This window comes from Streptomyces sp. NPDC127177 (genome assembly GCF_042672475.1).
In the GTDB taxonomy this organism is placed as follows: Bacteria; Actinomycetota; Actinomycetes; order Streptomycetales; family Streptomycetaceae; genus Streptomyces.
This window is the reverse complement of sequence record NZ_JBHXUW010000016.1, coordinates 81,465-101,586: the sequence shown is the minus strand read 5'-3', so window position 1 is coordinate 101,586 and position 20,122 is coordinate 81,465. Positions and strand designations below refer to the sequence as shown.

General features: G+C 70.4%; 17 protein-coding genes. 12 read left to right on the top strand and 5 right to left on the bottom strand.

Features of this window, described 5'->3' with window-relative positions; all coding sequences use genetic code 11:
• From uvrC to ACFVJX_RS12795, 12 genes are all read left to right on the top strand, one after another.
• Positions 1-2,127 carry an excinuclease ABC subunit UvrC gene (gene uvrC, locus ACFVJX_RS12850; RefSeq protein WP_384132836.1) on the top strand — a complete coding sequence of 709 codons (2,127 nt, stop codon included), beginning with the start codon at positions 1-3 and terminating at the stop codon, positions 2,125-2,127.
• The gene (rapZ, locus tag ACFVJX_RS12845; protein ID WP_384132833.1) at positions 2,124-3,089 is read left to right on the top strand and encodes an RNase adapter RapZ; all 966 of its coding nucleotides are present in this window, start codon (positions 2,124-2,126) and stop codon (positions 3,087-3,089) included. Before uvrC ends, rapZ begins: the two co-directional genes overlap by 4 nt.
• Positions 3,086-4,120 carry a uridine diphosphate-N-acetylglucosamine-binding protein YvcK gene (yvcK, locus tag ACFVJX_RS12840; protein WP_073735399.1) on the top strand — a complete coding sequence of 345 codons (1,035 nt, stop codon included), beginning with the start codon at positions 3,086-3,088 and terminating at the stop codon, positions 4,118-4,120. Before rapZ ends, yvcK begins: the two co-directional genes overlap by 4 nt.
• Positions 4,111-5,100 (top strand): DNA-binding protein WhiA, encoded by a 990-nt coding sequence (gene whiA / locus ACFVJX_RS12835; protein ID WP_384132830.1) that lies wholly within the window; start codon positions 4,111-4,113, stop codon positions 5,098-5,100. The genes yvcK and whiA overlap by 10 nt, the downstream gene beginning before the upstream one ends.
• A 259-nt stretch (positions 5,101-5,359) precedes the next feature.
• A complete protein-coding gene (gene gap / locus ACFVJX_RS12830) occupies positions 5,360-6,370 on the top strand; it encodes a type I glyceraldehyde-3-phosphate dehydrogenase (RefSeq protein WP_384132828.1) in 1,011 nt (336 codons plus the stop codon).
• Between the two features lie 108 nt (positions 6,371-6,478).
• On the top strand, positions 6,479-7,690 hold the full coding sequence (locus ACFVJX_RS12825; RefSeq protein ID WP_384132825.1) for a phosphoglycerate kinase: 1,212 nt from the start codon (positions 6,479-6,481) through the stop codon (positions 7,688-7,690).
• A 6-nt stretch (positions 7,691-7,696) separates the two neighbouring features.
• Positions 7,697-8,473 carry a triose-phosphate isomerase gene (gene tpiA / locus ACFVJX_RS12820; protein ID WP_384132822.1) on the top strand — a complete coding sequence of 259 codons (777 nt, stop codon included), beginning with the start codon at positions 7,697-7,699 and terminating at the stop codon, positions 8,471-8,473.
• 110 nt (positions 8,474-8,583) lie between these two features.
• The gene (gene secG / locus ACFVJX_RS12815) at positions 8,584-8,820 is read left to right on the top strand and encodes a preprotein translocase subunit SecG (RefSeq protein ID WP_018104607.1); all 237 of its coding nucleotides are present in this window, start codon (positions 8,584-8,586) and stop codon (positions 8,818-8,820) included.
• 108 nt (positions 8,821-8,928) lie between these two features.
• Entirely contained in the window at positions 8,929-9,264 is a 336-nt protein-coding gene (locus ACFVJX_RS12810) for an RNA polymerase-binding protein RbpA (protein WP_384132818.1), read from the top strand.
• 207 nt (positions 9,265-9,471) lie between these two features.
• On the top strand, positions 9,472-11,124 hold the full coding sequence (pgi, locus tag ACFVJX_RS12805; RefSeq protein WP_384132903.1) for a glucose-6-phosphate isomerase: 1,653 nt from the start codon (positions 9,472-9,474) through the stop codon (positions 11,122-11,124).
• Between the two features lie 5 nt (positions 11,125-11,129).
• Positions 11,130-11,633, top strand: coding sequence for a PH domain-containing protein (locus ACFVJX_RS12800; protein ID WP_384132815.1), 504 nt, complete (start codon positions 11,130-11,132; stop codon positions 11,631-11,633).
• A complete protein-coding gene (locus ACFVJX_RS12795) occupies positions 11,630-13,147 on the top strand; it encodes a PH domain-containing protein (RefSeq protein WP_384132812.1) in 1,518 nt (505 codons plus the stop codon). The genes ACFVJX_RS12800 and ACFVJX_RS12795 overlap by 4 nt, the downstream gene beginning before the upstream one ends.
• 90 nt (positions 13,148-13,237) lie before the next feature.
• On the opposite strand, the gene pgl is transcribed toward ACFVJX_RS12795, so the two are convergent.
• The 5 genes from pgl to tkt are packed head-to-tail and all read right to left on the bottom strand — an operon-like array spanning position 13,238 to position 19,823.
• A complete protein-coding gene (gene pgl / locus ACFVJX_RS12790; protein WP_384132810.1) occupies positions 13,238-14,023 on the bottom strand; it encodes a 6-phosphogluconolactonase in 786 nt (261 codons plus the stop codon).
• Positions 14,020-15,033 carry a glucose-6-phosphate dehydrogenase assembly protein OpcA gene (gene opcA, locus ACFVJX_RS12785; RefSeq protein WP_384132809.1) on the bottom strand — a complete coding sequence of 338 codons (1,014 nt, stop codon included), beginning with the start codon at positions 15,031-15,033 and terminating at the stop codon, positions 14,020-14,022. The genes pgl and opcA overlap by 4 nt, the downstream gene beginning before the upstream one ends.
• Positions 15,030-16,562 (bottom strand): glucose-6-phosphate dehydrogenase, encoded by a 1,533-nt coding sequence (zwf, locus tag ACFVJX_RS12780; RefSeq protein ID WP_384132806.1) that lies wholly within the window; start codon positions 16,560-16,562, stop codon positions 15,030-15,032. The genes opcA and zwf overlap by 4 nt, the downstream gene beginning before the upstream one ends.
• A 5-nt stretch (positions 16,563-16,567) precedes the next feature.
• Complete coding sequence (gene tal, locus ACFVJX_RS12775; RefSeq protein WP_384132804.1) at positions 16,568-17,686, bottom strand: transaldolase; 1,119 nt, start codon at positions 17,684-17,686, stop codon at positions 16,568-16,570.
• Between the two features lie 34 nt (positions 17,687-17,720).
• The gene (tkt, locus tag ACFVJX_RS12770; protein WP_384132801.1) at positions 17,721-19,823 is read right to left on the bottom strand and encodes a transketolase; all 2,103 of its coding nucleotides are present in this window, start codon (positions 19,821-19,823) and stop codon (positions 17,721-17,723) included.
• Positions 19,824-20,122 lie beyond the last annotated feature (299 nt).

The following is a 20,122-nucleotide window of genomic DNA, read 5'->3' as shown; positions in this document are numbered from 1 at the left end:
ATGGCAGACCCCTCCAGCTACCGCCCCAAGCCGGGACAGATCCCCGACTCCCCGGGGGTCTACAAATTCCGCGACGAACACCGCCGGGTGATCTACGTCGGGAAGGCGAAGAACCTGCGCCAGCGCCTGGCCAACTACTTCCAGGACCTGGCGGGCCTCCATCCGCGTACGCGCACGATGGTGACCACCGCCGCTTCCGTGGAGTGGACGGTCGTCTCCACGGAGGTCGAGGCGCTCCAGCTCGAGTACTCCTGGATCAAGGAGTACGACCCCCGGTTCAACGTCAAGTACCGCGACGACAAGAGCTATCCGTACCTCGCCGTCACGCTCAACGAGGAGTTCCCGCGCGTCCAGGTGATGCGCGGCGCCAAGAAGAAGGGCGTGCGCTACTTCGGTCCGTACGGCCATGCCTGGGCGATCCGGGAGACGGTCGACCTGATGCTGCGGGTCTTCCCCGTCCGCACGTGCTCCGCCGGTGTCTTCAAGAACGCCGCGAGGACCGGCCGCCCCTGCCTCCTCGGCTACATCGGCAAGTGCTCGGCTCCCTGCGTCGGTCGCGTCACCCCCGAGGAGCACCGCGAACTGGCGGACGACTTCTGCGACTTCATGGCCGGCCGCACCGGTACGTACATCCGCCGCCTGGAGAAGGACATGATGGCGGCGGCCGAGGACATGGAGTACGAGCGGGCGGCCCGGCTCCGTGACGACGCCGAGGCGCTCAAGCGGGCGATGGAGAAGAGCGCGGTCGTGCTCGCCGACGCCACCGACGCCGACCTCATCGCGGTCGCCGAGGACGAGCTGGAGGCCGCTGTCCAGATCTTCCACGTCCGGGGCGGCCGGGTGCGCGGACAGCGCGGCTGGGTCACCGACAAGGTGGAGAACGTCGACACCTCGGGCCTGGTCGAGCACGCGCTCCAGCAGCTGTACGGCGAGGAGGCCGGGGACTCCGTGCCCAAGGAGGTCCTCGTTCCGGCGCTGCCCGAGGACCCGGACGCGGTCTCCCAGTGGCTGGCCGGCCGCCGGGGCTCCCAGGTCAGCCTGCGCATCCCGCAGCGCGGCGACAAGAAGGACCTGATGGCCACGGTCCAGCGCAACGCCCAGCAGGCCCTGGGGCTGCACAAGACCAAGCGCGCCTCGGACCTGACCACCCGCTCCCGGGCCCTGGAGGAGATCGCCGAGGCGCTCGGCCTGGACACGGCTCCGCTGCGCATCGAGTGCTTCGACATCTCCCACCTTCAGGGCGACGACGTGGTGGCGTCGATGGTGGTCTTCGAGGACGGGCTGGCCCGCAAGGGGGAGTACCGCCGCTTCCAGATCAAGACCTTCGAGGGCCAGGACGACGTCCGCTCCATGCACGAGGTGATCGGCCGGCGCTTCCGGCGCTACCTCCACGAGAAGGAGCGCACGGGGGAGTGGGAGGAGACCCCGGCGGAGTCCGGCCCCGTCCCGTCGGCCCCAGCACCCACCGGCCCCGCGCCCACCGGCCCCGCACCCACCGGGCCCGTCCCGGCGGCCGCCGTACCCGCAGGCACCGCCCCGGACGCCGCCGCCCCGGACGCCGCCGCTTCGGACGCCGCCGCCGAGCGCCGGGAGGACGACGGGCGGCCCAAGCGCTTCGCCTATCCGCCGCAGCTCCTCGTGGTCGACGGCGGGCAGCCCCAGGTCGCCGCGGCCAAGCGGGCACTGGACGAGCTGGGGATCGACGACATCGCCGTCTGCGGCCTCGCCAAGCGCCTCGAAGAGGTCTGGCTGCCCGATGACGACGACCCGGTGGTGCTGCCCCGCTCCAGCGAGGGCCTCTATCTCCTTCAGCGCATCCGTGACGAGGCGCACCGATTCGCCATCACCTACCAGCGCGCCAAACGGGCCAAGCGCATCCGCTCCAGTCCGCTGGACGACGTGGCCGGTCTCGGCGAGACCCGCAAGCAGGCCCTGATCAAGCATTTCGGCTCCGTGAAGAAGCTGCGGCAGGCGACAATCGACGAGATCTGCGAGGTTCCGGGGATAGGCCGCAGGACGGCGGAATCAGTGGCTGTCGCCCTCGCCTCGACCACCCCGGCCACGCCCGCCGTGAACACGGCCACAGGAGAGATCATTGAAGAGGACGACGGGGGCAGCACGACATGACTGAGCGCGAACACGAACAAGGGCACGACCGCACAGACCGAGCAGACGGAGCAGCACACGTGAGTACGGGCACCCCGAACGAGACGGGCGACAGCGCGGTGGCCATCCCCGAGCTGGTGATCATCTCCGGTATGTCGGGCGCCGGACGCAGCACCGCGGCCAAGTGTCTGGAGGACCTCGGCTGGTTCGTCGTGGACAACCTGCCACCGGCCCTGATCCCCACCATGGTGGAGCTCGGCGCCCGGTCCCAGGGCAACGTGGCCCGGATCGCCGTCGTCGTGGACGTACGCGGCCGCCGCTTCTTCGACAACCTGCGGGAGTCCCTCGCCGATCTGGAGGCCAAGGGCGTCACCCGGCGGATCGTCTTCCTCGAATCCTCCGACGACGCGCTGGTCCGCCGCTTCGAGTCCGTCCGCCGCCCGCACCCCCTCCAGGGCGACGGCCGCATCGTCGACGGCATCGCCGCCGAGCGCGATCTGCTGCGCGAGCTGCGCGGCGACGCCGACCTGGTGATCGACACCTCCAGCCTCAACGTCCACGAACTGCGCGCCAAGATGGACGCCCAGTTCGCCGGTGACGAGGAGCCCGAGCTCCGCGCCACGGTGATGTCCTTCGGCTTCAAGTACGGGCTGCCCGTCGACGCGGACCTCGTGGTCGACTGCAGATTCCTGCCCAACCCGCACTGGGTCCCCGAGCTGCGCCCCTTCACCGGGCTCAACGAGGAGGTCTCGGACTACGTCTTCGACCAGCCGGGCGCCAAGGAGTTCCTCAACCAGTACACGGAACTGCTCCAGCTCATCGCCGCGGGATACCGCCGTGAGGGCAAGCGCTACGTGACCATCGCCGTGGGCTGCACGGGCGGCAAGCACCGCTCGGTGGCCATGTCGGAGAAGCTGGCGGCCCGGCTCGCCACCGAAGGGATCGAGACCGTGCTCGTACACCGGGACATGGGGCGCGAGTGACCAGTCGCAACCTGCGCCTGCGCCGGCTCAGCAGGGCGACCTCGGCGCTGTCCGGCCGCAAGCGCGGCGCACAGCCCAAGGTCGTCGCCCTCGGCGGCGGCATGGGCCTGTCCGCCTCGCTGGCCGCGCTCCGGCGGATCACGGGTGATCTGACCGCCGTGGTCACCGTCGCCGACGACGGCGGCTCCAGCGGCCGGCTCCGGGAGGAGCTGGGCGTACTGCCGCCCGGCGATCTGCGCAAGGCGCTGGCCGCTCTGTGCGGCGACGACGACTGGGGCCAGACCTGGGCCCAGGTCATCCAGCACCGCTTCCAGTCCAAGGGCGATCTGCACGAGCACGCCGTCGGCAATCTCCTGATCGTCGCCCTGTGGGAACAGCTCGGTGACCACGTCCAGGCCCTGGACCTGGTCGGCAAGCTCCTGGGGGCGCACGGCCGGGTGCTCCCGATGTCCGCCGTGCCCCTGGAGCTCCAGGCGCTCGTACGGGGACACGACCCGGAGCGCCCGGACGAGGTGGACACGGTCCGCGGCCAGGCCACCGTGGCGCTCACGCCCGGCGAGGTGCAGTCCGTGCACGTCGTCCCGGCCGACCCGCCGGCCGTCCCGGAAGCGGTCGCCGCGGTGCTGGACGCGGACTGGGTGGTGCTCGGTCCCGGGTCCTGGTTCTCCTCGGTCATTCCGCATCTGCTCGTCCCCGATCTGCTCGACGCACTGATCGAAACGAAGGCCCGCAAGGTCCTCTCGCTGAACCTCGCGCCGCAACCCGGTGAAACAGATGGCTTCTCTCCGCAGCGTCATTTGGAGGTTTTGGGACGACACGCCCCTAAACTCGCCCTGGACGTGGTGCTGGCCGACGAGGCCGCCGTGCCCGACCGCGAGTCCCTCGCCGATGCCGCAAAACGGCTCGGCGCCGCGGTCGAGCTGGCGCCCGTGGCCTCACCCGACGGCGTTCCGATTCATGATCCGGAGCTGTTGGCCGCCGCGTACGACCGTATTTTTCGGATGCATGGAAGGATCGGCCCATGGCGATGACGCCAGCGGTGAAGGACGAAATCTCTCGGCTTCCCGTGACCCGGACCTGCTGCAGGAAGGCAGAGGTCTCGGCGATTCTTCGGTTCGCGGGTGGACTGCACCTGGTGAGCGGCCGGATTGTGATCGAGGCGGAGCTGGACACCGCGATGGCGGCGCGCCGGCTGAAGCGCGACATCCTCGAGATCTTCGGGCACAGCTCGGAACTGATCGTGATGGCACCCGGCGGGCTGCGGCGCGGTTCGCGCTACGTCGTGCGGGTGGTGGCGGGCGGCGACCAGCTGGCCCGTCAGACGGGGCTGGTGGACGGCCGCGGCCGTCCCATCCGCGGACTCCCTCCGCAGGTGGTATCGGGGGCCACCTGCGATGCCGAGGCGGCCTGGCGCGGGGCCTTCCTGGCACACGGGTCGCTCACCGAGCCGGGGCGCTCCTCCTCGCTGGAGGTGACCTGCCCCGGGCCCGAGGCGGCACTCGCGCTGGTCGGCGCCGCCCGCAGGCTCTCCATCCCGGCCAAGGCCCGCGAGGTGCGCGGCGTGGACCGGGTCGTCGTCCGTGACGGCGACGCGATCGGCGCCCTGCTCACCCGGCTCGGCGCCCATGAGTCGGTGCTGGCCTGGGAGGAGCGCCGGATGCGGCGCGAGGTCCGCGCCACCGCCAACCGGCTCGCCAACTTCGACGACGCGAACCTGCGCCGTTCGGCCAGGGCCGCGGTTGCCGCCGGCGCCCGCGTGGGGCGCGCACTGGAGATCCTCGGCGAGGAGGTGCCCGAGCACCTCGCGGCGGCCGGACGGCTGCGCATGGAGCACAAGCAGGCCTCCCTGGAGGAGCTGGGCGCCCTCGCCGACCCGCCGCTGACCAAGGACGCGGTGGCGGGCCGTATCCGTCGTCTCCTGGCGATGGCCGACAAGCGGGCCCAGGACCTGGGGATCCCGAGCACGGAATCCACCCTCAGCGAAGAGCTGGCCGACGGCCTGGTCGGCTGACCCACACCCCTCGTCGGCCGGCCGGAGCAGGAACGCGCCACGTTCCCGGGGGCGTTGACACTGCGTAATCGTCGCAGCGGGCGGGGCAGGGCAACCGGAGGCCCGTACTCCTACTGGGGAGTACGGGCCTCCGCCGTTCTTCCGGCCCCGCTCGATGTCACTCCGAGGGCCTCGGAGGGGTAGGGTCGTAGGCGGTCGGGGACATCCCATACAACTCGCCGGCGTCGAAAACCGGCGTACCTAACGAGGAGATCGGTTCGTGACGATCCGCGTAGGCATCAACGGCTTTGGCCGCATCGGTCGTAACTACTTCCGCGCGCTGCTGGAGCAGGGTGCGGACATCGAGATCGTGGCTGTCAACGACCTGGGTGACACTGCGACCACGGCTCACCTGCTGAAGTACGACACCATTCTGGGTCGTCTCAAGGCCGAGGTCAGCCACACCGCCGACACCATCACCGTCGACGGTCACACCATCAAGGTGCTCTCCGAGCGCAACCCGGCGGACATCCCCTGGGGTGAGCTGGGCGTCGACATCGTCATCGAGTCGACCGGCATCTTCACCAAGAAGGCCGACGCCGCCAAGCACATCGCGGGCGGCGCCAAGAAGGTCCTCATCTCGGCTCCGGCCAAGGAAGAGGACATCACCATCGTGATGGGCGTCAACCAGGACAAGTACGACGCCGCCAACCACCACGTCATCTCCAACGCCTCCTGCACCACCAACTGTGTGGCGCCGATGGCCAAGGTTCTCGACGAGAACTTCGGCATCGTCAAGGGCCTGATGACGACGGTCCACGCGTACACGAACGACCAGCGGATCCTGGACTTCCCGCACTCCGACCTGCGCCGCGCCCGCGCCGCCGCGGAGAACATCATTCCGACCACGACGGGTGCCGCCAAGGCCACCGCCCTGGTTCTTCCGCAGCTCAAGGGCAAGCTCGACGGCATCGCGATGCGCGTCCCGGTCCCGACCGGTTCCGCCACCGACCTCGTCGTGACCCTGCAGCGCGAGGTCACCAAGGACGAGGTCAACGCCGCGTTCAAGAAGGCCTCCGACGACGGCGACCTCAAGGGCTTCCTGACGTACACCGAGGACCCGATCGTGTCCTCGGACATCGTCGGCGACCCGTCGTCCTGCACCTTCGACTCCTCCCTGACCATGGTCCAGGAGGGCAACACGGTGAAGATCCTCGGCTGGTACGACAACGAGTGGGGCTACTCCAACCGCCTCGTCGACCTGACCGTCTTCGTCGGCGGCCAGCTCTGATCCTCGGATCGGCAGGCACCTCGATGTGAGCACGGGGCTCGAACAGCGCAACGCAGCGCCGTTCGAGCCCCGTTGCATGCTCCCTCGTCCTTCCAAGGAGTCCAGAAGATGAAGACGATCGACGAACTTCTCGCCGAAGGGGTCACCGGCAAGCGCGTATTCGTCCGCGCCGACCTCAACGTGCCGCTCAGCGGCACCACCATCACCGACGACGGTCGCATCCGCGCCGTCCAGCCGACCGTGGAGAAGCTGGCCGCGGCCGGCGCCCGGGTCGTCGTCGCCTCGCACCTGGGCCGCCCCAAGGGCGCCCCGGACCCGGCGTTCTCGCTGGCCCCCGCGGCCACCCGGCTCGGTGAACTGCTCGGGACCGACGTGGCCTTCGCGACCGACACGGTCGGCGAGTCCGCCCGCGCCACGGTCGCCGCGCTCACCGACGGCAAGGTCGCCGTCATCGAGAACCTCCGCTTCAACCCCGGCGAGACGTCGAAGGACGACGCCGAGCGCGGCGCGTTCGCCGACCAGCTCGCCGAGCTCGCCGACGTGTACGTGGGCGACGGCTTCGGCGCCGTGCACCGCAAGCACGCCTCCGTCTTCGACCTCCCGGCCCGGCTGCCGCACGCCGCCGGCGACCTGATCGCCACCGAGGTCGGCGTCCTGAAGAAGCTGACCGAGGACGTGCAGCGCCCGTACGCCGTGGTCCTCGGCGGCGCCAAGGTCTCCGACAAGCTGGGCGTCATCGACCACCTCCTGGAGCGGGCCGACCGCATCCTCATCGGCGGCGGCATGGCGTACACCTTCCTCAAGGCCCAGGGTCACGAGGTCGGCAGCTCGCTGCTCCAGGAGGACCAGATCCCGGTGGTGCTCGAGTACCTCAAGCGCGCCGAGGAGAAGGGCGTGGAGTTCGTGCTCCCCGTCGACGTCGTGGTCGCCCCGGCGTTCCCCGACCTCAAGTCCAAGGCACCGGCCCACCCCGCCACCGTCGCCGCCGACGCCATGCCGGCCGGCCAGATGGGGCTCGACAACGGTCCGGAGACCAACAAGCTCTACGCATCGAAGCTCGCCGACGCGGCCACCGTCTTCTGGAACGGCCCCATGGGCGTCTTCGAGCACCCCGATTTCGCCGAGGGCACCCGGGCCGTCGCCCAGGCCCTCGTCGACTCCTCGGGCTTCAGCGTGGTCGGCGGTGGCGACTCCGCCGCGGCCGTCCGCATCCTGGGCTTCGACGAGAACGCGTTCGGACACATCTCGACCGGTGGCGGCGCCAGCCTCGAATACCTCGAAGGCAAGACGCTTCCCGGCCTCGCCGCACTGGAGGACTGACCTTTCATGACCACCCGCACCCCGCTGATGGCGGGCAACTGGAAGATGAACCTCAACCACCTCGAGGCCATCGCGCACGTCCAGAAGCTCTCCTTCGCCCTGGCCGACAAGGACTACGACGCCGTCGAGGTCGCCGTCCTGCCGCCCTTCACCGACCTGCGCTCCGTGCAGACGCTGGTCGACGGCGACAAGCTGAAGATCAAGTACGGCGCCCAGGACATCTCGGCGCACGACTCCGGCGCGTACACCGGTGAGATCTCCGGCCCGATGCTCGCCAAGCTGAAGTGCACCTACGTCGCCGTCGGACACAGCGAGCGCCGCCAGTACCACGCCGAGAACGACGAGGTCTGCAACGCGAAGGTGAAGGCCGCGTACAAGCACGGCCTGACCCCGATCCTGTGCGTCGGCGAGGGACTGGACATCCGCAAGGCCGGTGACCAGGTCTCCTACACGCTCGCCCAGCTGGACGGCGCCCTCAAGGACGTCCCCGCCGAGCAGGCCGAGTCCATCGTGATCGCCTACGAGCCGGTCTGGGCCATCGGCACCGGCGAGGTCGCCACCCCCGAGGACGCGCAGGAGGTCTGCGGTGCGATCCGCGGCCGCCTCGCCGAGCTGTACTCCCAGGAGCTGGCCGACGCGGTCCGCATCCAGTACGGCGGCTCGGTCAAGTCGGGCAATGTCGCCGCGATCATGGCGCAGCCCGATGTGGACGGCGCACTGATCGGTGGCGCCGCTCTGGACGCCGACGAGTTCGTCAAGATCGTCCGCTTCCGCGACCAGTGAGTATGCGGTAGCGCGGATCCGTCGTACCCTTGCGGGGGCCGAGGAGGGCAGCCTCCCGGCCCCCGTTGTTCGCACATGCAGTCAGGATTTCCGGAAAGTAGGGACCAGCCGTGATTTTGGGGTTCGAGATCGCCCTGATCGTCTTCAGCCTGCTGCTGATGCTGCTGGTGCTGATGCACAAGGGAAAGGGCGGCGGCCTCTCCGACATGTTCGGTGGCGGTATGCAGTCGTCCGTCGGCGGGTCCTCGGTTGCCGAGCGGAACCTCGACCGGATCACCGTGGTGGTCGGTCTGGGCTGGTTCGCGTGCATCGTGGTGCTTGGTCTGCTCATCAAGCTGGACAACTGACCCGTCGTACGCGATTCCTGTGAGGGTGTAACTCCTTTCACTGGACGCGCGTTGGGCCTTACGTAGACTGGGGCATCTTCGAGCACCATCACGCAGGGAGTTACGACCGTGGCAAGTGGCAACGCGATCCGGGGAAGCCGGGTCGGAGCGGGGCCGATGGGGGAGGCCGAGCGCGGCGAGTCCGCGCCACGCGCCCGCATCTCCTTCTGGTGCTCGAACGGGCACGAGACGCAGCCGAGCTTCGCCCATGACGCGCAGGTACCGGACACCTGGGACTGCCCACGCTGCGGTTTCCCGGCCGGTCAGGACCGCGACAGCCCGCCGGACCCGCCGCGCACCGAGCCGTACAAGACGCATCTCGCGTACGTGCGCGAGCGGCGCAGCGACGCTGACGGTGAGGCCATCCTCGCGGAAGCCCTCGCGAAACTCCGCGGCGAGATCTAGCAGCTGTCCCGTAATCCCCGGCGGGCGCACGACGGATCACGGGACAGCCCTCAGGAACAGTTCACCGGCCGGACACCCAAAGGGTGCCCGGCCGGAATGCTTCTGCCGTGCCGCAGTCCTTCGCTGTCCCGTCCGCCGCCCTGATCAATTAAGTTGGAGGGGCAGCGGGGAACTGCGGTTACGAGAAGAAGTGGGCTGATGTCCGGGATGAACGCACAAAGTCGAACCAGGCTCAACCAGACGCCGGAATGGACCGCGCTGGGAAAGCACCGTGAGCAGCTCGGGGCGACCCATCTGCGGGAGCTCTTCGCGGATGATCCGGAACGCGGCACCGGGTACACCCTGCGCGTCGGCGACCTGTACGTCGACTACTCCAAGCAACTGGTCACCGACGAGACGCTCCGACTGCTCCGTGAGCTCGCCGAGGCCACGGGCGTCGCAGCGCTGCGGGACGCGATGTTCCGCGGCGACAGGATCAACACCACCGAGGACCGCGCCGTACTGCACACCGCGCTGCGCGCCCCGCGCGACGCCGTGATCGAGGTAGACGGCGAGAACGTGGTGCCCGCGGTACACGCCGTGCTCGACAAGATGGCGGCCTTCTCCGAGCGCGTCAGGTCCGGCGAATGGACCGGCCACACCGGCAAGCCGATCAAAAACGTCGTCAACATCGGCATCGGCGGCTCCGACCTCGGCCCCGCCATGGCGTACGAGGCGCTGCGCTCCTTCACGGACCGCTCGATCACCGTCCGCTTCGTTTCCAACGTCGACGGCGCCGACCTGCACGAGGCCGTGCACGACCTCGACCCGGCCGAGACGCTGTTCGTCATCGCGTCGAAGACGTTCACCACGATCGAGACGATCACCAACGCCACCTCCGCCCGCGACTGGCTGCTCACCGGACTGCGTGCCGGTCAGGACGCGGTCGCCAAGCACTTCGTGGCGCTGTCGACCAACGCCGAGAAGGTCGCGGACTTCGGCATCGACACCGCCAACATGTTCGAGTTCTGGGACTGGGTCGGCGGCCGCTACTCGTACGACTCCGCCATCGGCCTCTCGCTGATGATCGCCATCGGCCCGGACCGGTTCCGCGAGATGCTCGACGGCTTCCACCTCGTCGACGAGCACTTCCGCACCGCCCCGGCCGAGGAGAACGCCCCGCTGCTGCTGGGCCTGCTCGGCGTCTGGTACGGCGCGTTCTTCGACGCGCAGTCGCACGCCGTGCTGCCCTACAGCCACTACCTGTCCAAGTTCACCGCTTACCTCCAGCAGCTGGACATGGAGTCCAACGGCAAGTCCGTGGACCGGGACGGCAACCCGGTGGACTGGCAGACCGGCCCGGTCGTCTGGGGTACCCCCGGCACCAACGGCCAGCACGCCTACTACCAGCTGATCCACCAGGGCACGAAGGTCATCCCGGCCGACTTCATCGGCTTCTCCGAGCCGGTCAGCGGTCTGCTGCCCGGCCTGATCGCCCAGCACGATCTGCTGATGGCCAACTTCTTCGCGCAGACCCAGGCGCTGGCCTTCGGCAAGACGCCGGACGAGGTGCGCGCCGAAGGCGTCGCCGAGGAGCTGGTGCCGCACAAGACGTTCCGGGGCAACCACCCCACGACGACGATCCTCGCCAACCGGCTCACCCCGTCGGTGCTCGGCCAGCTGATCGCGCTCTACGAGCACAAGGTCTTCGTCCAGGGCGCCGTCTGGAACATCGACTCCTTCGACCAGTGGGGCGTCGAACTCGGCAAGGTCCTCGCCAAGAAGATCGAGCCGGTGCTCACCGAGGGCAAGGGCGCCGAGCAGCTGGACAGCTCGACCGCCGCGCTCGTCGCCGCGTACCGCGAGCGCAGGGGGCGCTGAACCGGATGCCCAGGGGGGAGGGGACGGTACGGCTCCGGCCGCCGGCCAACACGCTGGACCGGCGCGCCGTCGGCTGGTGGCGGACCCGGTGGCTGCTGCTGACGGCCGGGCCCGTGGTCGTCCTGGCCGTGCTGGGCGCGTTCCTCGCGTCCGCCCGGTTCTGGCTGCTGCTGCCCGCCGCGGTGCTCGCGGCCCTCGGCATCTGCTGTGCCGTCCTCGTTCCCCTCTGGTGGTTCCGCACCCATCGCTGGGAGGTCACCGACGAGGCGGTGTACGTCCGCACGGGGCTGCTGTGGCAGGAGTGGCGGATCGCGCCGATGTCCCGGATCCAGACCGTGGACACCGTGCGCGGCCCCCTCGAACAGCTCTTCCGGCTCGCCACGGTCACCGTCACCACCGCGTCCGCCAAGGGCGCGGTCCGCATCGAGGGCCTCGACCACGAGCTGGCCGCCGAGCTCGCCGAGCGGCTGACCAGGATCACCCAGGACACCCCGGGGGACGCCACATGAGCACCGCCGCCCCACCCGGGGACTGGCGGTCGCTCGACCGGCGCACGGTCTGGCTCACCGCCCTGGTCACCGCCGGGGTGGCGGCGGGCGCCGCCGTACCGACCACGCTCGGGCTCTCCGGCCGCCTGGGGTTCGGCCCCGCCGTCGCCTGGGTGCTGACGGGCGCCGCCCTCCTGATCGCCTCGGCCGCCGGTGCCGACTACGTACGGTGGCGCCGCACCCGCTACCGCGTCGGCGCCGACCGCGTCGACCTCCACACCGGCCTGCTGCTCGTCAAGAAACGCTCCCTGGCCCGCGAGCGCATCCGCAGCGTCGACCTCACCGCCCACCTCCTCCAGCGCGTCCTCGGCGTCGTCACGGTCCGCATCGGCACCGGCGAGCACACCGGCGGCGAATCCACCCTGGAGCTCGACCCGGTCCTGCGCGCCGAGGGCGAACGGCTGCGTCGCGCCCTCCTGGAGCGGGCCCCCACCACCACGTCAGGCAGCCACCGCGAGGGTGATCTGGTCACCCTCGACCCGCGCTGGATCCGCTACGCACCGGTCTCCTTCGTCGCACCCGCCCTCGGCGGCGCGGCGGCCGGAGCCGTGCTCCAGGTCAGCGACTGGTTCGGCGCGCAGGGCCGGGTGATCGAATGGGTCGGCGACCGCTACCGGGAGAGCTCGCTGCTCTCGGTGGTCGTGCTCCTCGTCGTCGCCGCGGTACTCGCCGGGGTCGTCGGCGCACTCGGCCTCTGGGTCGAGATGTGGTGGAACTACCGCCTCGAACGCGAACCCGGCGGCACCCTGCGCATCCGGCGCGGGCTGCTCACCTCCCGGTCCGTCTCCATCGAGGAGCGCCGGCTGCGCGGTGTCGACCTCGTCGAGCCGCTCGGCGTCCGGCTGCTGGGTGCCGCCCGGGTCGACGCCATCACCACCGGGCTGGCCAAGGACGACGAGGAACGGCACGGCGACCACAACAACCTGCTGCCCGCAGCGCCCCGGCCGGTCGCCGACGCCGTCGCCGCCGCCGTGCTGCGCGAGACCACCTCCCCGACCGGCGCCGCACTGACCGGGCACCCCACCGCGGCCCGCGGCCGGCGGCTGCGCCGGGCACTGGCGGCCGTGCTCGCGCCGGTACTCGTCCTCGTCGTGCTCGGCGCCCTGCTGACACCCGTCCTGCTCTGGATCGCGCTCGGCTGCGCGGTCGTGGGACTGCCCGCCGGGGTGCTGCTGGCCCGGGAGGCCTACCGGGGTCTGGGACACGCCCTCAGCGGCGGGTACCTGGTGACCCGCTCGGGCGCGCTGCGCCGCTCCACCGCCGCGCTGGAACGCGCCGGGGTGATCGGCTGGACGGTGCGCCGCTCCTACTTCCAGCGGCGGGCAGGGCTGCTGAGCATCACCGCCACGACGGCCGCCGGAGCGGGCGCGTACACGGTGTACGACACCGGCGGGACCGAGGGCCTGGAGTTCGCCGCCGACGCCGTCCCGGGGCTGCTGGAACCCTTTCTGGAGCGGGTCCCGGCGGGGGAGTGAGCCCGGCGCGCGAACGACTGCCCCGCATGCCGCGGGCCCGGCCGCTCCGAGGAGCGAACCGGGCCCGTGGTCAGCGCCGCTGACGTCCGCTCAGGCGGAGGCCGGCGGATACAGGGCGCGCGGCAGCTGCGAGGCCGCCGCCGCGTCCAGCAGCCACAGCGTGCGGCCGCGTCCGTACGCACCCGCCGCCGGGGCCTGGATCTCCCCGGCACCCGACAGGGCGATGGCCGCGGCCTCCGCCTTGTCCTCGCCCGCCGCGAGCAGCCACACCTCACGGGCCGCCCGGATGGCGGGCAGCGTCAGCGAGACGCGGACGGGCGGCGGCTTGGGCGCCCCGTGCACACCGACGACGGTGCGCTCGGTCTCCCGTACCGCGGGCAGCTCCGGAAAGAGCGAGGCGACATGCGTGTCCGGGCCGACGCCCAGCATCAGCACATCGAACACCGGCACCGGACCGTGGTCCTCCGGACCGGCCGCGGCGGCCAGTTCGGCGGCGTACGCGGCGGCCGCCGCATCGACGTCACCGCCGTGCGGACCGTCCGAAGCGGGCATCGCGTGCACCCGGGACGGGTCCAGCGGCACCGAGTCCAGCAGGACCTCGCGGGCCTGCGTGACATTGCGCTCCGGATCGCCCTCCGGCAGGAACCGCTCGTCGCCCCACCACAGGTCGAGCCGCGACCAGTCGACCGCGTCCCGGGCCGGCGACCCGGCGAGCGCGGCCAGCAGGCCGTTGCCGTTGCGCCCGCCGGTCAGCACCAGCGAGGCGTGACCGCGTGCGGCCTGGGCGTCCACGACCTTCGTGATCAGCCGGGCCGCCGCGGCCTGCGCCATCAGCTCCTTGTCGCGGTGCACGACGAGCTGGGGGACGACGGTCACTTGGCCGCCGCCTTCTTCGCGGGCGCGGCCGTCTTCTTGGCGGCCGGAGCGCTCTGGGCCGAGGACGAGGCCTTGGCCTTCGCCGTCTCCCCGAGCCGCTCCACCCCGAACTTCACCGTGGACTCGTAGATGTTGTCCGGGTCAAGACGCCGCAGCTCCTCCGCGAGGAGTTCCGCCGTCTCGCGGCGCTTGAGCGCCACCGCACGGTCCGGCTGGCCCACCATGCAGAGCGTGGCGAGCGAGCCGTCGGCCCGGTCCAGGACGATGTCGCCGTTCTTCGTCGTCATCCGGACCGCCGTCAGACCGGGGCCACCGGACGTGGTGCGCTCCACCGGCACCCGGAGCCGGTCCGCCAGCCACATGGCCAGCAGTTCACAGCTCGGGTTGTCGGACTCGCCCTCGACCGTGGCGGAGATGACCTCCGCCGGCTGCTGGTCGAGCGCCGCGGCCAGCATCGAGCGCCAGGGCGTGATGCGGGTCCAGGCCAGGTCCGTGTCTCCGGGCTGATACGTCGTCGCACGCACCGCCAGCTCGTCGATCGGTTGCTCGGCCGAGTAGGTGTCGGTGATACGGCGCTGGGCGAGGGCGCCCAGCGCGTCCTTCGCCGGGTCCGCGGGGGCGTCCTGGGGCCACCACAGCACCACCGGGGCGTCCGGCAGCAGCAGCGGCAGGACGACCGACTGGGCGTGGTTGGCCAGTTCGCCGTGCAGACGCAGCACGACGGTCTCACCGGAGCCCGAGTCGGAACCGACCCGGACCTCGGCGTCGAGCCGCGCGTCCCGGCGGGCGCGCGGCGAACGGCTGACCCGCTTGATCACGGCGATGATCCGCGAGGGGTGCTCCCGCGAGGAGTCGCTCGCCGCCTTCAGCGCGTCGTAGGCGTTCTCCTCGTCGGTGACGATGACGAGGGTGAGCACCATCCCGATGGCCGGGGCGCCGACCGCGCGGCGGGCCGACACCAGTGCCTGGTTGATCTTGCTGGATGTGGTTTCCGTGAGATCGATCTTCATGGCCGACGCCAGCTCCGTCCGTCTCGTGCGAGCATGTCGTCCGCCTCGGACGGGCCCCAGGTACCGGCCGGGTACTGCGCCGGCTTGCCGTGCTTGTCCCAGTACTGCTCGATCGGGTCCAGGATGTTCCAGGAGAGCTCGACCTCCTGGTGGCGCGGGAAGAGGTTGGCGTCGCCGAGCAGGACATCGAGGATGAGCCGCTCGTACGCCTCCGGGCTGGACTCGGTGAAGGACTCGCCGTAGGCGAAGTCCATCGTGACGTCCCGGACCTCCATCGAGGTGCCGGGCACCTTGGAGCCGAACCGCACCGTCACGCCCTCGTCCGGCTGGACCCGGATGACCAGGGCGTTGCCGCCGAGCTCCTCCGTCGCGCCGGACTCGAAGGGCAGGTACGGGGCGCGCTTGAAGACGACCGCGATCTCCGTGACCCGGCGGCCGAGCCGCTTTCCGGTACGGAGGTAGAACGGCACGCCCGCCCAGCGGCGGTTGTTGATCGTCAGCTTGACCGCGGCGAAGGTGTCGGTCTTCGACTTGGGGTCGATTCCCTCTTCCTCCAGGTAGCCGGGCACCTCCTGGCCGCCCTGCCACGCGTGCGTGTACTGGCCGCGCACCGTGTGCTTGCCCAGGTCCTCCGGCAGCTCCACGGCCGTGAGCACCTTGAGCTTCTCGGCGACCAGGGCCTTGGGGTGGAAGGAGCCCGGCTCCTCCATCGCCGTCAGGGCCAGCAACTGGAGCAGGTGGTTCTGGATCACGTCACGGGCCGCGCCGATGCCGTCGTAGTAGCCGGCCCGGCCGCCGATGCCGATGTCCTCGGCCATCGTGATCTGGACGTGGTCGACGTACGACCTGTTCCAGATCGGCTCCCACATCGTGTTGGCGAAGCGCAGCGCCAGGATGTTCTGGACCGTCTCCTTGCCGAGGTAGTGGTCGATCCGGAAGACCTCGTTCGGCGGGAAGACGTCGTGCACGAGCTGGTTGAGCTCCTGCGCGCTCTTCAGGTCGTGGCCGAAGGGCTTCTCGATGACGGCCCGGCGCCAGGAACCCTCGCTCTGGTCCGCCAGCCCGTGCTTCTTGAGCTGCTGGACGACCTTGGGGAAGAACTTCGGCGGCACGGACAGGTAGAAGGCGAAGTTGCCGCCCGTCCCCTGTGCCTTGTCGAGCTCCTCGATCGTGGCCCTGAGGGTCTCGAAGGCGACGTCGTCGTCGAAGTTGCCCTGCACGAAGCGCATGCCCTGGCTGAGCTGCTGCCAGACCTCTTCGCGGAAGGGTGTGCGGGAATGCTCCTTGACTGCGTCGTGGACGACCTGGGCGAAGTCTTCGTCCTCCCAGTCGCGGCGCGCGAAACCGATGAGCGAGAAGCCCGGCGGCAGCAGGCCGCGATTGGCCAGGTCGTAGATGGCGGGCATCAGCTTTTTACGGGACAAATCGCCCGTGACGCCAAAGATGACCAGGCCCGACGGCCCCGCGATACGCGGGAGCCGTCGGTCCTGGGCGTCACGGAGCGGGTTGGCTCCGGGAACACCAGACAAAGTGGTCAGCCCTCCGAAGGGGCGAGGCGCTTGAGCTCTGCCTCGGTCGAGTTGAGCAGGTCGGTCCAGGCGGCCTCGAACTTCTCGACGCCCTCGTCCTCCAGAAGCTGGACGACGTCGTCGTAGCTGACCCCGAGCTTCTTGATCTCTTCGAGGTCGGCACGGCCCTGGTCGTAGGAACCGGCGACGGTGTTGCCGGTGATCTCGCCGTGGTCGGCCACCGCGTCCAGAGTCGCCTCCGGCATGGTGTTGACCGTGTTCGGCGCGACGAGGTCGTCGACGTAAAGGGTGTCCTTGAGGGACGGGTCCTTCACGCCGGTGGAGGCCCACAGCGGACGCTGCTTGTTGGCGTGCGCCTTGTCCAGGGCGGCCCAGCGCTCACCGGCGAAGACCCCCTCGTACGCCTCGTAGGCCAGGCGCGCGTTGGCCAGGGCGGACTTGCCCTTCGCGGCCTTGGCCTCGTCGCCGCCGATCGCGTCCAGGCGCTTGTCGATCTCGGTGTCCACACGGGACACGAAGAAGGAGGCCACCGAGTGGATCTTGGAGAGGTCCAGGCCCGCGGCCTTGGCCTTCTCCAGGCCCGCCAGGTAGGCGTCCATGACCTCGCGGTAGCGCTCCAGCGAGAAGATCAGCGTGACGTTGACGCTGATGCCCCGGCCGATGGTCTCGGTGATCGCCGGCAGACCCGCCTTGGTCGCCGGGATCTTGATGAGTGTGTTCGGCCGGTCCACCAGCCAGGCGAGCTGCTTGGCCTCGGCGACCGTGGCCAGGGTGTTGTGCGCCAGGCGCGGGTCGACCTCGATGGAGACCCGGCCGTCCTGGCCGTCCGTCGCGTCGAAGACCGGGCGCAGGATGTCGGCGGCGTCACGGACGTCGGCCGTCGTGATCATGCGGATGGCTTCCTCGACGGTCACCTTGCGGGCCGCGAGGTCGGTGAGCTGCTGCTCGTAACCGTCACCCGACGAGATCGCCTTCTGGAAGATCGACGGGTTGGTCGTGACACCCACGACGTGGCTCTGGTCGATCAGCTCGGCGAGGTTGCCCGAGGTGATCCGCTTGCGCGACAGGTCATCCAGCCAGATCGCCACGCCCTCGTCGGAGAGGCGCTTGAGTGCGTCTGTCATGAGAATTGCATCTCCTACTAGTCGTATAACGGCGTCAGCGCGCGGCGGCCGCGAGAGATTCCCGCGCGGCGGCGGCGACGTGCTCGGCGGTGAAGCCGAACTCACGGAAGAGGACCTTGGCGTCGGCCGAGGCACCGAAGTGCTCCAGCGAGACGATCCGGCCGGCGTCCCCGACGTACCGGTACCAGGTCAGGCCGATACCCGCCTCGACGGCGACGCGGGCCTTCACGGAAGACGGCAGGACGCTGTCCTTGTACGCCTGGTCCTGCTCCTCGAACCACTCGACACACGGCATCGACACCACACGGGTCGGAATGCCGGCGGCCTGGAGCTCCTCGCGCGCGTCGACGGCGAGCTGGACCTCGGAGCCCGTACCGATCAGCAGCACCTGGGGCGCTGCGCTGTGCCCGTCGGGCGTCTCGGCCTCTCGAAGGACGTACCCGCCCTTGGCGGTGTCCTCGTTCGCCTCGTACGTCGGCACGCCCTGGCGGGTCAGCGCCAGACCGTGCGGGGCGCCCTTGCCGAACACCTTGGTGTAGCGGCGCAGGATCTCGCGCCAGGCGATCGCCGTCTCGTTGGCGTCGGCCGGGCGCACCACGTTCAGGCCCGGGATCGCGCGCAGCGAGGCGATGTGCTCGACGGGCTGGTGGGTCGGACCGTCCTCACCGAGGCCGATCGAGTCGTGCGTCCACACGTACGTCACCGGCAGGTGCATCAGCGCGGACAGCCGCACGGCGTTGCGCATGTAGTCGGAGAACACCAGGAAGGTGCCGCCGTAGATGCGGGTGTTGCCGTGCAGCGCGATGCCGTTCATGGCCGCGGCCATGGCGTGCTCACGGATGCCGAAGTGGATCGTGCGGCCGTACGGGTCGGCCTCCGGCAGCGGGTTGCCCGCCGGGAGGAACGACGACGTCTTGTCGATCGTGGTGTTGTTCGAACCCGCGAGGTCGGCGGAGCCGCCCCACAGCTCGGGCACGACGTCGCCGAGGGCCTGGAGCACCTTGCCGGACGCGGCGCGGGTGGCGACGGCCTTGCCGGGCTCGAAGACGGGGAGCTTGTCCTCCCAGCCCTTGGGCAGCTCGCCCGCGCGGATACGGTCGAAATCGGCGGCGCGCTCCGGGTTGGCCGTGCGCCACGCGGCGAACGTCTTCTCCCACTCGGCCTTTTCCTCGCGGCCGCGGTCCAGCGCCTCACGGGTGTGCGCGATGACCTCGTCGGCGACCTCGAAGGACTTCTCCGGGTCGAAGCCCAGCACCTTCTTGGTCGCGGCGACCTCGTCGTCGCCGAGCGCGGAGCCGTGGGCGGCCTCGGTGTTCTGGGCGTGCGGGGCGGGCCAGGCGATGATCGAACGGGCCGCGATGAACGACGGGCGCCCGGTCTCGGCCTTGGCGGCCAGCAGCGCCTTGTACAGGCCCGCCGGGTCCAGGTCGCCGTCGGGCAGCTGGTCGACGCGCTGGACGTGCCAGCCGTACGCCTCGTAGCGCTTCAGGGTGTCCTCGGAGACCGCGGTCTCCGTGTCGCCCTCGATGGAGATGTGGTTGTCGTCCCACAGCAGGACCAGGTTGCCCAGCTTCTGGTGCCCGGCCAGCGAGGACGCCTCCGCGGAGATGCCCTCCTGGAGGCAGCCGTCACCGGCGACGGCCCACACCATGTGGTCGAAGGGGGAGGTGCCGGGGGCCGCCTCCGGATCGAACAGGCCGCGCTCGTAGCGGGCGGCCATGGCCATGCCCACGGCGTTGGCGACACCCTGGCCCAGCGGGCCGGTGGTCGTCTCGACACCGGTGGTGTGGCCGTACTCCGGGTGGCCCGGGGTCTTCGAGCCCCAGGTACGGAACGCCTTCAGGTCATCGAGCTCCAGGCCGTAGCCGGCCAGGTAGAGCTGGATGTACAGCGTCAGGCTGGTGTGGCCCGCCGAGAGCACGAACCGGTCGCGGCCGGTCCACTCCGCATCGGCGGGGTCGTGCCGCATCACCTTCTGGAAGAGGGTGTACGCGGCGGGAGCCAGGCTCATGGCCGTACCCGGGTGGCCGTTTCCGACCTTCTGTACGGCGTCCGCGGCGAGAACGCGGACAGTGTCCACGGCCCGCTGGTCCAATTCGGTCCACTGGAGGTCTGTGGTGGTCGGCTTGGTGCTCACCCTGAGTCAGGGCTCCTCTCCACTGTTGTAAACCGGTGACTGTGACCGCACCGGGCGTTGTCGAGCCTACCCCCGTCGCCACCCGCTCTTTCCGGGTAATCCCAGGGTGCGGGCGGGCCGCTGAATCCGCCTCCCGTATGAGCGCGGAGGCTCACCGATGCGCCACTCCGATGAGCGCGGCGACCCACTCCTGAGGCACTCCGAGGAGCGCGCCCGGACACTCCTGAGCGTGCCCGCCCGAGCCCCGGGCATTCCGGTCCGTCACCCGGATGAGCGAGAGCCCCGGGGCGCCCGCCGCG

Bases quoted from the DNA above. Each gene is read 5' to 3' on its own strand.
- uvrC (WP_384132836.1), top strand. From the start codon at position 1: ATGGCAGACCCCTCCAGCTACCGCCCCAAGCCGGGACAGATCCCCGAC.
- rapZ (WP_384132833.1), top strand. From the start codon at position 2,124: ATGACTGAGCGCGAACACGAACAAGGGCACGACCGCACAGACCGAGCA.
- whiA (WP_384132830.1), top strand. From the start codon at position 4,111: ATGGCGATGACGCCAGCGGTGAAGGACGAAATCTCTCGGCTTCCCGTG.
- ACFVJX_RS12825 (WP_384132825.1), top strand. From the start codon at position 6,479: ATGAAGACGATCGACGAACTTCTCGCCGAAGGGGTCACCGGCAAGCGC.
- tpiA (WP_384132822.1), top strand. From the start codon at position 7,697: ATGACCACCCGCACCCCGCTGATGGCGGGCAACTGGAAGATGAACCTC.
- pgi (WP_384132903.1), top strand. From the start codon at position 9,472: ATGAACGCACAAAGTCGAACCAGGCTCAACCAGACGCCGGAATGGACC.
- ACFVJX_RS12800 (WP_384132815.1), top strand. From the start codon at position 11,130: ATGCCCAGGGGGGAGGGGACGGTACGGCTCCGGCCGCCGGCCAACACG.
- ACFVJX_RS12795 (WP_384132812.1), top strand. From the start codon at position 11,630: ATGAGCACCGCCGCCCCACCCGGGGACTGGCGGTCGCTCGACCGGCGC.
- opcA (WP_384132809.1), bottom strand. From the start codon at position 15,033: ATGAAGATCGATCTCACGGAAACCACATCCAGCAAGATCAACCAGGCA.
- tal (WP_384132804.1), bottom strand. From the start codon at position 17,686: ATGACAGACGCACTCAAGCGCCTCTCCGACGAGGGCGTGGCGATCTGG.